The organism is Phyllobacterium sp. 1468, from assembly GCF_031455525.1.
GTDB lineage: Bacteria > Pseudomonadota > Alphaproteobacteria > Rhizobiales > Rhizobiaceae > Phyllobacterium.
The window spans coordinates 338,382-351,037 of the sequence record NZ_JAVDSX010000005.1; the positions used below are offsets into that span (position 1 = coordinate 338,382).

Consider the following 12,656-nt stretch of genomic DNA (forward strand, 5'->3'; position numbering starts at 1 on the left):
GACTTGAGCCCCAGCCTCAGGTTGCGGACTAATTGACAGGGTTTGTCAGGAGGATTCGACCAAAAAGGCACTTTCTGGTGGCGGAATAGCGGATTTCCTGATCATGTTCACGTATTGTTTCGGGCCATCTTATCCAATACAACGACTTTCCGCGCAATCGCGGACATAAACGCCAGTTGCGAGTTTTCCGATGATTGACCCTATCCTGGCCAAACGCGGCCTGACGCTCGTCTTCATGATACTGCTGCTTGATATTATCGGCATTGGCATCATCGTGCCGGTACTGCCCGAATATCTTGAAGAACTCACCGGCACGGATGTGGGGAATGCAGCAATTTACGGTGGGTGGCTACTTTTCGCGTATGCCGGAATGCAGTTTGTCTTTGCGCCGCTGATCGGGAATCTGAGCGATCGTTTCGGCCGCAGGCCAGTATTGCTGACGTCGGTTATTACCTTCGCATTGGACAATCTGATTTGCGCGCTTGCGCCAAACTTCGCCATCCTGCTGATTGGCCGAATCCTTTCAGGTATCAGCGGCGGCAGTTATTCCACGGCCTCCGCCTATATCGCCGACGTGAGCACGGACGAAAACCGTGCGAAGAATTTCGGCCTGCTTGGCATTGCATTCGGCATTGGGTTTATTCTCGGACCGATCATTGGCGGCTTCCTCGGCGAGTTTGGCCCACGCATACCGTTTTATGGGGCGGCGCTGATCTCGTTTCTGAATTTTGTTGCCGCTTATTTCCTTCTGCCGGAAACGCTCGCCGTGAAAGACCGCCGCAAATTCGAATGGAAGCGTTCCAATCCGCTTGGCGCCCTGAAGCAGATGCGCAAGCACACCGGTATTCTGTGGATCGGGCTGGTGTTCTTCATGCTGACGCTGGGGCATATGTCCTATCCAGCTGTGTGGGCGTATGTCGGCAGTTATCGCTATGGCTGGAGCGAAAGCGATATCGGGGTGTCGCTTGGCATATACGGCCTCTGTGCCGCAATCGTCATGGGGCTTGTTCTGCCACGCATCGTGTCGAGATTTGGCGAATGGCGCACGGCTGTCATCGGCCTTACCTTCGCTGTGCTCGGTTTCTTCGGCTATGCCAGCGCCTGGCAGGGCTGGCTGGTCTATGTGGTGATTGTCGTGACCTGTCTCGAAGGCGTCGCTGATCCGGCCATGCGTAGTATCGCGTCCGCCAAGGTGCCCGCATCGGAGCAGGGCGAACTGCAAGGGGCGATGACCAGCCTGTTCAGCATCACCAACATCATCGGGCCACTGATTTTCACGCAGATATTTGCGATCTTCACCGCGCCGGGTGCCTCGATCACCTTTAGTGGCGCGCCCTATGTGCTCGGCGGAGTTTTCGTGCTGATCGGCCTGATTGTCTTTGTGCTGCGCGTCGAAAAGCCATCGCTGGCCGGAGACGAGGCGCTCGTTCCGGGTGCGCTGGCCCAGAACGAGGCCGGATAAGAGGCGCTATAGTCCCAGGTCAGACAGGCCGGGATGATCGGCTGGGCGTGGTCCAGACCGATCCCAGTGAAACTTGCGCTCAGATTCCTTGATCGGGAGGTCGTTGATGCAAGCAAAGCGCTTTTGCATCAATCCATTCTCGTCGAATTCCCAGTTTTCATTGCCATAGGCGCGGAACCAATTGCCGGAGTCATCGTGATATTCGTAGGCGAACCTGACAGCGATTCTGTTGTCAGTGAATGCCCAAAGCTCTTTGATCAGCCGGTAGTCGAGTTCGCGATTCCATTTGCGCGTGAGGAAGGCCACAATGGCCTCACGCCCCTCCACAAACTCTGCACGATTGCGCCAATAGCTGTCGATCGTATATGCCAGCGATACGCGCTCGGGGTTGCGGCTGTTCCAACCGTCCTCTGCGCCACGGACTTTTTGCATCGCGGTTTCGCGAGTAAATGGAGGTAGGGGCGGGCGTTGTTCCGGCATGATAGATACTCCTCTTTTCTACGTCCGTGCGTCGCACGTAACTGATCGAGGCAATGATTATTCCAACCGAGGTGATTTTTCCATGTCCTATGAAAAGCGTATTGCACTCAATGCCCGCGGCCTGACCCTGTCCCGGCTGGTTCTTGGTGCCTGGCGCTTGTTGAACGAGCCGGAAAAACCTGATGCGGACGGGGTGGCAAGACTTGTCGCCGCGGCGATCGATCTAGGCATGACGAGTTTCGATCACGCGGATATTTACGGGAATTATGGTGTTGAGGAAGCGTTCGGTGCCGGCCTCAAGCGCTGGGGCGGCAAGCGCGAAGCGTTCGAACTGATTACCAAATGCGATATCATGCTGAGGTCGGATGCGCGGCCCGGTAACCGGATAAAGCATTATGATACCAGTGCTGCACACATCAAAGCCTCGGTGGATCGTTCGCTCACGAACCTGCACACGGACTATATCGACCTATTGCTTATTCATCGCCCCGATCCGCTGATGTATGCTGATGCGACAGCGGCAGTGCTTGAGGCTATCGTCAAGGCAGGGAAGGTGAGAGCAATCGGCGTCTCCAACTTTTCGCCTTCGCAATTCGATCTGCTGGCTTCCCGATTGCCCTTTCCGTTGGTCACCAATCAGATCGAGATGTCGGTCCTGAATACCATGCCGCTTTCGGACGGCAGTCTCGATCACGCACAACGCCTGCGCTATGCGCCCATGATCTGGTCTCCGCTGGGTGGCGGTAGTCTGTTCACGGGCGATGGGGCGCAGGAACAACGCGTGCGTGAGGCTTTGAAAGCGGTCGCAGATGAGATCGGCGTAGCTGACATATCTGCGATAGCGATCGCATGGCTGTTGCGCCATCCGGCGAGGCTGATCCCGGTTCTTGGCAGTCTCAAGGTCGAGCGGTTGACCGCGATGGTATCTGCGCTCGATATCGAACTCGACCGCCAGCAGTGGTTTGCGATATTAAAGGCAAGCACTGGTCACGACGTTGCCTAGGTCCTGACCCTCATCAGGCGGCGTGTTCCCGTTCGGGCAATGTCTCCATGCCCTTGCTCTCCCGGATCAGGTTGAAGAACCGACGGAACAGATAATGTGAGTCCTGCGGGCCGGGCGATGCTTCGGGGTGATGCTGCACTGAAAAGACCGGACGGCCGACAACGCGCAGGCCGCAATTGCTGCCGTCGAACAACGAGATATGGGTTTCTTCGACACCATCCGGAAAGGATTCGGCATCGACGGCAAAGCCGTGGTTCATTGAAACGATCTCGACTTTGCCTGTTGTGTCATCGCGCACCGGATGGTTCGCGCCGTGATGGCCCTGATGCATCTTCTTGGTATCGCCGCCAAGTGCGAGCGCCAGCATCTGGTGACCGAGGCAGATGCCGAAGACCGGAATGTCGGTTTTGATAAGCTCCTTGATGGCCGGAACCGCGTATTTGCCGGTCGCCGCCGGATCACCTGGTCCATTAGAGAGGAAGATGCCATCCGGTTTATGGGCAAGAACGTCTTCGGCGGTGGCCGAAGCCGGGAGAATGGTGACTTTTGCGCCGAGACCGGCGATGAGCCGGAGGATATTGCGCTTGATGCCATAGTCGATGGCGACCACGTGGAACTCCGGCGCCGTTTGCTCGTCAAAGCCTTCGCTCCAGACCCATGGCTTCTCAGTCCAAACGGAACTCTGCCCAGAAGTAACGTCTTTAGCGAGGTCGAGATCAAGCAGGCCATGCCACGCCGCGGCGCGCTTTTTCAGTGCTGGAATATCGAACTTGCCGTCGGGGTCATGGGCAATCACCGCGTTCGGCATACCCTTCTCGCGGATGAGAACCGTCAGGGCACGCGTGTCGACGCCAGCCAGAGCAATGACGCCGCGCGCTTTCAGCCAATGATCCAGGTGGTCGGCAGCGCGATAGCTCGAAGGCGACGTAATGTCGGCCTTGAAGATTGCGCCAACCGCGCCGGCACGATTGGCTGGGGTCAGATCCTCGATGTCTTCCTTGTTGGTGCCGACATTGCCTATATGTGGAAAGGTGAACGTAACGATCTGGCCCGCATAGGACGGATCGGTGAGAATTTCCTCGTAACCGGTAAGCGCGGTGTTGAAGCAGACTTCCGCTTCGCAGATACCGGTCGCGCCAAGGCCCTTGCCTTCGATGACGGTGCCATCGGCCAGAACCAGCAAGGCCGTCGGCTTGAATTCAGTCCAGCCCGCGGTCTTTGACGATGTACCGGCGTCTGTCGTTGTGTTGGTGGTCATGCGGCACTCCTGAACGTGGGCTTGCGTCGTTGCCGGCGTTGAAAAACGCCGTCCAACGTTCCATATGACATGGCTGAACGCGGTGGTGACTTGGCTCCCCACCGCAGCAACAACAAAATGTCTGGCTAAGACCCAGTCCATAAACAAAGCCGCACTCAACGTCAATTGCGACACAAGAACTCTTCGTGGAATCATGCCAGACCGCATGGGATGATGATTGTTTTCGCGTCGAGCCAGCCATAGAGTGCGCGCAACCAGGAGGCTCTAGATATGCGCGATACCATCGCAGCAGCACTGACCACAGCCATCAAGGCACAAGACAAGCACCGTGTGCCGACGCTGCGCCTGATCATGTCCGCCATCAAGGATCGCGATATTCTCAACCGGGGTTCGGGCAAGGAGCCAGCAACGAGTGATGAGATAAGTTCCATTCTTGCCAAGATGATCAAGCAGCGCGACGAATCCGCAAAGCTTTACGAAGAGGGCAACCGTTCGGAACTCGCCGCACAGGAACGCGCGGAAATCGAGATCATTCGCGACTTCCTGCCGAAGCAATTGAGTGACGCGGAGATCCGCGATGCGGCGAGGCAGGTTATCGACGAAATCGGTGCAAGCGGCCTGCGCGATATGGGCAAAAGCATGAACGTGCTCAAGGAACGATATGCCGGCCAGATGGATTTCAGCAAAGCCAGCAGCATCGTCAAAGAGATTCTGCAATAGGCGGGTTCATCGCCACGTGCGACACCTGCGGGCGTTCGATCCGAAGGCGATGAACTGCCGACCCAATGGGCTCTGAATAGACGAAACTTGCTTTAGCTTATTTTCTGATAAGCCTTGTGCCTCGGCCCCACTCGTGCCGCTGCGAAAAGCGTCGAGTGGATTCGTCGCAATAGACGGGAAGATCGTAGCGGTACGGGAAATAGCAGTCTCTAAATTGCGGGTACCAATAACCGTTCGCACGCCAGAGGCCGTCAACGCGATGCACGTGGTATTTATAGGCGCCATAAGTTTTACCGTGCGCCATCGATACGGTCGCGGAGCCGGACGCCAGTATTGCGCCCAAAGCCAACGTCAATAAGATTGTTCTTGATCTCATCGTTTGCTCCTAAGTTCGAAGCCCAAGACTGCTAGTCTAGCATAGATTAACCAGGTCGGTCACAATATACGTTGGTTCAGCGCCGATCCATTTTCTCCCGCAAATCGGCGAGCGCCTGCATTGCCGCTTCCTCGCGCGTCATACCCTCTTTCACGTATTTGATAATCAGACGCTCCTGAAACTCCAGCTCTTCCACAGTGTGTTTGTCGAGGGGGCTCTCCGGGGTTTTTGACTTGCGCTTCATGATCACTCAACCTTGTTTTGGCAGCGATATTGTCAGAAAAACTTGGGCATTTTGCTCATGATGCCGTGAAGCGGAAATTATGCTCGGCGCGGACCGAGGGTTTGACCGTTTCGGGAATCTGCAGAGCCCTAGCTCCAAATATATCGTCCTACTTGCCTTTAGCTTCACTCAATTTCCGCTGTGGTTATGGCGGAATGCTCCGTGACGGCATATCGTTCCACCTCGGATTGTCATTGGTGCGCCAGCTTTTGGGGAGACTGTCATGGCTAAAACCGCTGCTCATCTGGATTTCAAGTCGGCTTTCAAGATGGAGCCAGATCCAAAAAATGCTCTCGTGTTCAAGATCACGCCGCTGAAGGGTGTTTCGGCATCTGATGCCGTTAGGACAATGCGGCGCATAACGCTCGCGGAGCAGCTTGTCACAACAATGGCGGTGGGAGGCAGAATAAAGATACTTGCCGAGGGAGATTCCTGGATCAACATCCTCTGGCCCGAATCGAGCGCGTTGGGATACGAAATGACCTTTGTTAACGCCCTCGCAAAAGATACCGCAAAGTATGACACACTTAATATTGGTTTTCCGGGCGACACGTTCGCGGAAATTACAAAAAATCCGCCCCAATACAAACAACCGATCTCGGGGGGACAAAGGCAGTTTTTCATATTTTCAGGTGGCGGCAACGACTTTCTTGGCGGCGGGAGCTTGGCCAAGTACGTCAAGCGCTTTTCGCAAGGCGGAGGCTCCAGTGATCCGCGTGACTACATCAAGGATAGCGAATTCAAACAAATCTTGGACGGGCTCAAAGCCGGATACAGACAGATGGTGAAAAACGTCAACGTCTGGTCAAGCGGCTACACCCATGTCCTGCTGCAGGGGTATGACTATGCGCAGCCGCGCAACAACGGGCCATGGCTCGGCAAACCGTTCAAGGCGCTGGGGTACGCCTGGGACAGCGATATCGCCAAAGAGATCGTAAAGTACTCCGTCGACAGATTTTATGAATTGCTGGCGGGAGTGGCAGATTCATCCGCAAAGGTGCATCTTGTCGATGCGAGAAATTGCTGCCAGGGCAATTGGCATGATGAACTTCACCCGAACGAAAAAGCTTCGAAGAAGATCGCGAAAAAATTCGACACGGCAATCGATCAAATTCTTGCCGTGTCCTGACACTTCAACTCGAAACACCGGGACGCAGCTGGCTCAAACGGGCACCAATGCATCCAGCTCCGGCAGCAGTACAACGCTTTCCTGCTCGTTCGGATCAGTGCGGGCAATGATCGCGGTGCAAGGCGTACTGCTGAGATTGGCCGGCAGATGCGGAACGCCGGCCGGAATATAGAAAAGCTCTCCGGCATGCACCACGACGTGCTCCTCCAGTCGATTGCCGTACCAGGTATGTGCCTCGCCGGATAGCATATAGATCGCTGTTTCATGAGTCTCGTGCAGGTGCGCCTTGGCGCGCACGCCAGGTGGGATAGTCAGAAGATGCATGCAGATGCCTGTCGATCCGACCGTCTCCGCCGCTATACCTTCGAAATAGTCGAGCCCCTGCTTGCCGCCATAGGTGTGGTGGGGTTTGACAATACGGCAGGCGGGTTTTGATTTTGCATCCATCGCTAGCCCTCCATGGAATTCATCACCGGCATGAACAATAACACAAAGGGGTTGGCAGCAGCGAAATTCGACGGCGTGCGGTTCTTACAGGGTGAATCGGCATAGATCTGGTCAATGCGACAATTTGCATAGCTATTATGCATTTTTGTAAGTTGCCAGATTTTTGTGCGGTGCTATCCTATCGGTGTTGGGTTCTTCTCCTCCCAGATACCCCAACATGGAATGTACTGCACCTCCTCCCGCGGTACATTTGCAATCAGGACCGCTGCACCTCCTCCCGCAGCGGTCCTTTTTATTTGGAAGTGTCACCGGCCTCTTCAGGCGGTTGCTTCTGTGTTGCGAGTTCCTCGACTGCCTCCGCCAGGGTCACCACTTCCTTTTCCCGCATCTGGTCGATCTTCTGGTGAAGAAGTTCGATCTTCTCGTGCAGCAATTCGATTTCGAGCTCTGCTTTGATATTGATGCGATAGTCGTTCTCCGCTTCCTTCCGATCGATATCCTGCTGGCGGTTCTGGCTCATCATGATGAAAGGAGCGGCGTAGGCGGCCTGGAACGACAAAGCCAGATTGAGAAGGATGAAGGGATAGGGATCCCACTCCCGCACATAGGCGGTGACATTGAGCACAATCCAGAAAAACAGGATTGTCGTCTGGATGATGATGAATGACCAGGATCCCATCGTTGCGGCAACTTTGTCAGCGATCTTTTGTCCGCGTGTGAGCTGATTTTCGAGATCGGCGGGCTTGATGTTGCGATCGCGCCGACGAATTGCCCTCAAATGGTGAAGCAGCTTTCGTTCCGCATCCCACAAGCCTTTTTTCACTTCTTCGGCATTGGTCATTCTCTTGTTCCGATCGCTTTGCTCAAATTGACGCCTGTCACGCGAAATCCAGAAACATCATAAACGTGTTTTGCCCGTTTGTTGTCTTCAGCGACGCGCAACTTGATTCGCGTGAACCCATTTAAAGCAGTCCCAATTTCAGAGCGGCCACAAGGCCTCCTTGCCAGCGCCCCGTGGAACTCGAATGACTTTGCGGCGTTCATTGATAATAAAAAACGGAGGCTAAAATGAAAGAACAAACCTGGTCTACCATTATTGGAATGCTGGCTGGACTGTCAGTTGGCGCGGGTGTTGGCGAAGCAATCATGGGCAATGTACTTCTTGGACTGCTGATCGGCACTGCCATGGGCGCCTTTATTGGATCCAACAATCACATTCATCGCGATTATTGAACACGAAACACACTGGCACAAGTGAAATGGCGTTCGTTTAGATGCGCCGACGGCTCGCCGTGCACGATCAGCTGTGCAAAGCGCGCAAACGTGTGGTGTTCAAAAGGCCCTGTTCTTCAAGGACAGGATACGCCATGGCTGCCAGCAGCGAATTGACCTGCTTCAGATCGCGGATCGTGTCTAGATGAATTGAACTTGTCTCGACGCTGCGGATCGTGCCTTCACGAAGCCGGCGGAAATGCCGCTCGCTGCTCTGCTTTTCAAGATCGCGCAAGTGGTCTTTTTCAAGCACCAGTTGATGGGCCGTTTCACGGTCGCGTGAGACGAGCACGTTGAACGCCATACGCGCGTTGGTCAGCACCTTGGCGTGGAAGTTGCTCAGTTCCAGCCAGCCTTCGTCGGTGAATTTGAGTTTTCGGTCCATTTTTTTCTGCACCAGCGCCAACATATTGTGGACGATGATGTCGCCGACCTGTTCCAGCTTCACGCAGGCACCCAGCAATTCGCGTGCGCGTGCAACTTCAAAGTCGCTCAGAGGCTTCGTGGTCAGCTTGGCCAGGTAAAGCTTGATTGCCGCGTGCTTGCGGTCGACCTTGTCATCAAGAGCGGACAATTCGTCGATACGTTCCTGTACGGGGTTCTCGTAGAGCCCGATGATCCCGCGCAGCATGATCTCCACCGTCTCACAAACGCGCACGGTCTCGCGGGTGGCATTGGCCAGCGCAAGGCTTGGGGTATCAAGAACGCTTTCGTCCAATGCGCTGAGTTCTGCGTGATCAAGCGATTTTGGCCGTTCGACCGGGACATTGAGCGCGACGATAGCCTTGGTTACCTTGAGGACAAGCGCGGAAAGCGGAACGCCGGCAAGCAAGATGATGATGTTGAAGAGGATGTGGCCATTGATGACCTGATCGGCCGGTGTGGAACCGAGGAAGGCCACGGATGGTTTGAAGGTCAGATAAAGGATCAGGATAACGATGGAGCCAGCTCCGCGCATCAGCAGATTGCCCATCGGCACGATACGGGTTTGCGGGGCAGCATTGCGGGTCAAAAGCGGTGCGATGAAGGACGAGCCAAGGTTCACGCCAAAAATCATCACGATGCCGAGTTCCGGCTGGATGAGGCCGCGCGAGGCAAATGTCACAAGCAGCAGCACCGCGGCAATGCTCGAGTGGAACAGCCATGTCATCAACGCGGCGATGAGAAATGCGGTAACGGGATCGGTGTTCAGATAGCCGACAATCACCGGCAACAGTTCACTGTTGCGCAAAGGTTCTGTTGCCTGGCCGGTCATTTCGAGCGAAAGCACGAGAAGGCCGATGCCGACAAGGATACGGCCTACCTGCCGCCAGTTGCTTCGTTCGGTCGACATGAAGATGACGGTCCCTGCCACCAGGCAGAGGGGTACGAGCAAAGTCAGGTCGAAGCTCAGGATCTTGACCACCAGCGCTGACCCAACCTCGGCGCCCCTCACGGCCATGAGGCCGGCAATGCCGCTGACAAAACCTGATCCCACGAAGGACCCGACCAGAAGACTTACGGCCGTCGAGCTCTGCAGCGCGATGGAAAGCATCAGTCCCCACAGGACGGCGAGAACGGGATTGTGCAGTACGCCGCGCAGGCTTTGGCGCATACGCTCGCCATAGGCGCGCTCGACCCCGGTGCGAACCATGCGTGTCGCCCACAGCAAGAGCGCTACTGCGCCTGCCAGATGCAACAAAATTGCGGAACCGTTCACTTGTGATGATCCTGTCGAGTACGGAAAACACGGTAATGCAACTACACGATTTTAGTTGCGACTTATCAAGATAACATATCGATCAAAAAGGGAAAAAATTATGTTCCGGCTAAGAAAAAATGTGTCGCTTTTGGCGTATTGTTACAATTTTATGACAGTTTTGCATCGGTCACTTATCGTTTGCCGGCTCGTAAAAGCCCGGAGTTCCTCGAGAACGATTCGACGCTATGAGCGGGGGATGACGTACTTGCCGGACTTCCGTCGCGTTCTTATTTAATGCAGTATGGTTCAAGCCTGATGGATGACGTTTCAGGCTGCCGAAACTGCCTTTCCGAAGCGCCATTTGAAGAACGAAGAGCCGCATGCGATTTCCGCCGTCCTTTCTCGATGAGATCAGGGAGCGTGTACCGATCTCCAGCGTGATCGGAACGCGGGTTTCGTTCGACCGCAAAAAGACCAATGCGCCGAAGGGTGATTTTTGGGCTTGCTGTCCGTTTCACGGTGAAAAATCGCCGAGCTTCCACTGCGAGGATCGCAAGGGCCGCTACCATTGTTTCGGCTGCGGCGTTACCGGTGATCATTTCCGCTTTTTGACTGAGCTCGAGGGGCTGAGTTTCCCCGAGGCCGTGCAGCGCGTTGCCGAAATGGCTGGCGTGCCGATGCCAGCGCGCGACGCTGAAATGGAAATACGCGAGGCGAAACGTGCCACGCTCTACGACGTCATGGAGATGGCGACCAGGTTTTTCGAGGAACAGCTGCAGGCGGCGGGCGGAGCCAAGGCCCGTGCCTATCTGCGAGAGCGGGGCCTGAGCGCTGCGACGCAGCATTCCTTTCGTCTGGGCTATGCGCCGGAGAGCCGCAACGCGCTGAAGGAACACCTGGCATCGAAGAACGCCACGAAGGAGCAGATCGAGGCCTGTGGGCTGGTGGTCTATGGCGATGACAAGCCGGTGTCGTTTGATCGGTTCCGTGATCGCATCATGTTTCCTATCGAGGACTTGCGGGGCCGCATCATTGCCTTTGGCGGGCGGGCGCTGGCGCCCAATGCCATCGCGAAATACATGAATTCCAACGAGACCGAGCTTTTCCATAAGGGCAAAATTCTCTTCAATGCCCTGCGGGCCAGAAAGGCGGCGCAACCACAGGCCGGTCAACCGGCAAAGGCCGTCATCGCCGTTGAAGGCTATATGGATGTGATTGCCCTGGCACAGGCCGGTTTCACCCAGGCTGTCGCGCCGCTCGGGACTGCATTGACGGAAGATCAGCTCGACCTCCTCTGGCGCATGTCGCCGGAACCCATACTCTGTTTCGATGGCGATAATGCGGGCATCAAGGCCGCCCACCGCGCGATCGATCTGGCTCTGCCCGTGTTGAAGCCCGGCTTCTCCTTGCGTTTTGCTGTACTGCCGGAAGGCAAAGACCCTGACGATCTGGTCAAGAGTTCCGGCCCACAGGCTTTCCAGGCTGTACTCAATGATGCTCGACCGCTGGCGGACATGCTGTGGACGCGCGAAACGGCGAGCGGCGTCTTCGATACGCCGGAGCGGCGCGCCGAACTTGAAGCACGCCTTAAACAGATGACGGCGCTGATCGGCGACGAGAATGTGCGCCGCCACTATGCACAGGATGTGCGTGAGCGCATCCAGCAGTTCTTCGGTTCGAACCAGCGCAACAACAACCCACGCGGTAACAACCAGAACGGTTTCGGCCAGCAGAATGGTTACGGCCAACGGGGCAGGGGTACTGCCACTGGCCGTTTTGCGGTTTCGGACAATCTGGCGCGTTCCGTTTTGGTCAAGACCACATCGGCAGCGCCTCCCTTGCGCGAGACCGCTATCCTCATGACGTTGTTCAATCACCCGCGGTTGATCGAGGAGGATTTCGAAACGGTGGTGCGGCTTGAATTCAGCCATCCGGACCTCAAGCGCTTTCATGCGGCCATGCTCAACGCGATGGCAGAGCATCATGTCGCCAACGGGACAGAGATGCGCAAGGCGATGGTAGATACCAATCATGGCGCCTTGATTGAGGCGCTGGAAGCATTGACGCGGCGTGCGCGCATGTGGACCGCCACGGCGGAAGCGGCAGAAGAAGACGCTTTGGAGGCGCTTAAGCAGGCGATTCACTTGCATCAACGCGCAAGCACACTACATAAAGAGCTGAAAGTAGCTGAAACCGCCTTGGCGAGCGAAGCCACCGATGAAAACCTTAACCGGCTCCTCGATATTCAGAACGATATTCGCAATGCGCAGGCCACTGAAGCGCTGATCGAAGGGTTCGGAATACCGTCAGGGCGATCGGGCAAGGGGTTTTGACCGAATTGATTCGCTTTTTTCCCACGAATCAGTTGAGTCGGGGTTGACGTGGGTCAATAATGACGGAATCAGAGTGCGCGAATTAAAGATATTTCGTCGACGTTTGCGGGTAAAGCAAAAAAGCCGGCAAAATTCGACAGATATGCAGCGTGACGGAATAACAGGGTTAATCCGCCATTAACAGGATTTCGGCTAGTCGATCATTTATACCT

Annotated in this window: 12 protein-coding genes; 6 read left to right on the forward strand and 6 right to left on the reverse strand. The window is 55.6% G+C overall.

Features of this window, described 5'->3' with window-relative positions; translation table 11 throughout:
- Positions 1 to 190 precede the first annotated feature (190 nt).
- A complete protein-coding gene (locus J2X72_RS16275; protein ID WP_310073469.1) occupies positions 191 to 1,462 on the forward strand; it encodes a TCR/Tet family MFS transporter in 1,272 nt (423 codons plus the stop codon).
- Positions 1,463 to 1,468: 6 nt separating this feature from the next.
- Here J2X72_RS16275 and J2X72_RS16280 read toward each other — a convergent pair whose 3' ends face one another.
- Positions 1,469 to 1,942 (reverse strand): nuclear transport factor 2 family protein, encoded by a 474-nt coding sequence (locus J2X72_RS16280; RefSeq protein ID WP_310073471.1) that lies wholly within the window; start codon positions 1,940 to 1,942, stop codon positions 1,469 to 1,471.
- Positions 1,943 to 2,024: 82 nt separating this feature from the next.
- Between J2X72_RS16280 and J2X72_RS16285 the strand changes: the two genes are divergently transcribed.
- Positions 2,025 to 2,945 carry an aldo/keto reductase gene (locus J2X72_RS16285; protein WP_310073474.1) on the forward strand — a complete coding sequence of 307 codons (921 nt, stop codon included), beginning with the start codon at positions 2,025 to 2,027 and terminating at the stop codon, positions 2,943 to 2,945.
- Positions 2,946 to 2,958: 13 nt separating this feature from the next.
- Here J2X72_RS16285 and carA read toward each other — a convergent pair whose 3' ends face one another.
- A complete protein-coding gene (carA, locus tag J2X72_RS16290) occupies positions 2,959 to 4,203 on the reverse strand; it encodes a glutamine-hydrolyzing carbamoyl-phosphate synthase small subunit (RefSeq protein ID WP_310073476.1) in 1,245 nt (414 codons plus the stop codon).
- 270 nt (positions 4,204 to 4,473) lie between these two features.
- On the opposite strand from carA, the gene J2X72_RS16295 reads away from it, so the two are divergent.
- Positions 4,474 to 4,923, forward strand: a complete 450-nt coding sequence (locus J2X72_RS16295; RefSeq protein WP_310073477.1) for a GatB/YqeY domain-containing protein — start codon at positions 4,474 to 4,476, stop codon at positions 4,921 to 4,923.
- 452 nt (positions 4,924 to 5,375) lie between these two features.
- On the opposite strand, the gene J2X72_RS16300 is transcribed toward J2X72_RS16295, so the two are convergent.
- The gene (locus J2X72_RS16300) at positions 5,376 to 5,543 is read right to left on the reverse strand and encodes a hypothetical protein (RefSeq protein WP_210003057.1); all 168 of its coding nucleotides are present in this window, start codon (positions 5,541 to 5,543) and stop codon (positions 5,376 to 5,378) included.
- Between the two features lie 427 nt (positions 5,544 to 5,970).
- On the opposite strand from J2X72_RS16300, the gene J2X72_RS16305 reads away from it, so the two are divergent.
- Complete coding sequence (locus tag J2X72_RS16305; RefSeq protein ID WP_310073479.1) at positions 5,971 to 6,711, forward strand: hypothetical protein; 741 nt, start codon at positions 5,971 to 5,973, stop codon at positions 6,709 to 6,711.
- Positions 6,712 to 6,744: 33 nt separating this feature from the next.
- On the opposite strand, the gene J2X72_RS16310 is transcribed toward J2X72_RS16305, so the two are convergent.
- Together J2X72_RS16310 and J2X72_RS16315 are read right to left on the reverse strand one after the other, a co-directional pair.
- The gene (locus J2X72_RS16310) at positions 6,745 to 7,158 is read right to left on the reverse strand and encodes a cupin domain-containing protein (protein WP_210003054.1); all 414 of its coding nucleotides are present in this window, start codon (positions 7,156 to 7,158) and stop codon (positions 6,745 to 6,747) included.
- A gap of 292 nt (positions 7,159 to 7,450) precedes the next feature.
- Positions 7,451 to 7,999, reverse strand: a complete 549-nt coding sequence (locus J2X72_RS16315; protein WP_310073481.1) for a DUF1003 domain-containing protein — start codon at positions 7,997 to 7,999, stop codon at positions 7,451 to 7,453.
- 227 nt (positions 8,000 to 8,226) lie between these two features.
- Between J2X72_RS16315 and J2X72_RS16320 the strand changes: the two genes are divergently transcribed.
- Positions 8,227 to 8,391, forward strand: a complete 165-nt coding sequence (locus J2X72_RS16320) for a hypothetical protein (RefSeq protein WP_183661544.1) — start codon at positions 8,227 to 8,229, stop codon at positions 8,389 to 8,391.
- 67 nt (positions 8,392 to 8,458) lie between these two features.
- Here the strand turns inward: J2X72_RS16320 and J2X72_RS16325 are convergent, their stop codons facing one another.
- The gene (locus J2X72_RS16325) at positions 8,459 to 10,129 is read right to left on the reverse strand and encodes a Na/Pi cotransporter family protein (RefSeq protein ID WP_310073484.1); all 1,671 of its coding nucleotides are present in this window, start codon (positions 10,127 to 10,129) and stop codon (positions 8,459 to 8,461) included.
- Between the two features lie 362 nt (positions 10,130 to 10,491).
- Between J2X72_RS16325 and dnaG the strand changes: the two genes are divergently transcribed.
- The gene (dnaG, locus tag J2X72_RS16330; protein WP_310073485.1) at positions 10,492 to 12,444 is read left to right on the forward strand and encodes a DNA primase; all 1,953 of its coding nucleotides are present in this window, start codon (positions 10,492 to 10,494) and stop codon (positions 12,442 to 12,444) included.
- The last annotated feature ends 212 nt before the right edge of the window (positions 12,445 to 12,656 follow it).